Raw genomic sequence first — 255 nt, forward strand, 5'->3', positions numbered from 1 at the left:
CCCACACGTTGGCCCACAGGTAGAGCTGGTTCCAGGAGGCAATGGGCCGGTTCTGTTCCGATGGGTTTCCGTCCTCGGACGTATACGGCCGGAGACCGATATCCGAGGTGTCTCCGCGGAAGTCCTCAGGCAGCTTTTCCTGGGAAAACATAATGTTGAGGTCCTTTTTAAGACCTCCGAATTTAGAATCCGTCAGCAGGCTGGAAGAAACCAGGGAGATGTCATGGTACACCTCTCCCAAGTCTTTCAGCCGGC

Annotated in this window: 1 protein-coding gene; it reads right to left on the minus strand. The window is 55.3% G+C overall.

Annotation, left to right across the window (positions count from 1 at the left end):
• Positions 1-255 (minus strand): hypothetical protein (locus HJW02_RS13030; RefSeq protein WP_208050682.1); only part of this gene is annotated, 255 nt, incomplete at both ends.

Origin of the sequence: Akkermansia sp. GGCC_0220, assembly GCF_017566105.1 — a bacterium.
Taxonomy (GTDB): Bacteria; Verrucomicrobiota; Verrucomicrobiia; order Verrucomicrobiales; family Akkermansiaceae; genus Akkermansia; species Akkermansia massiliensis.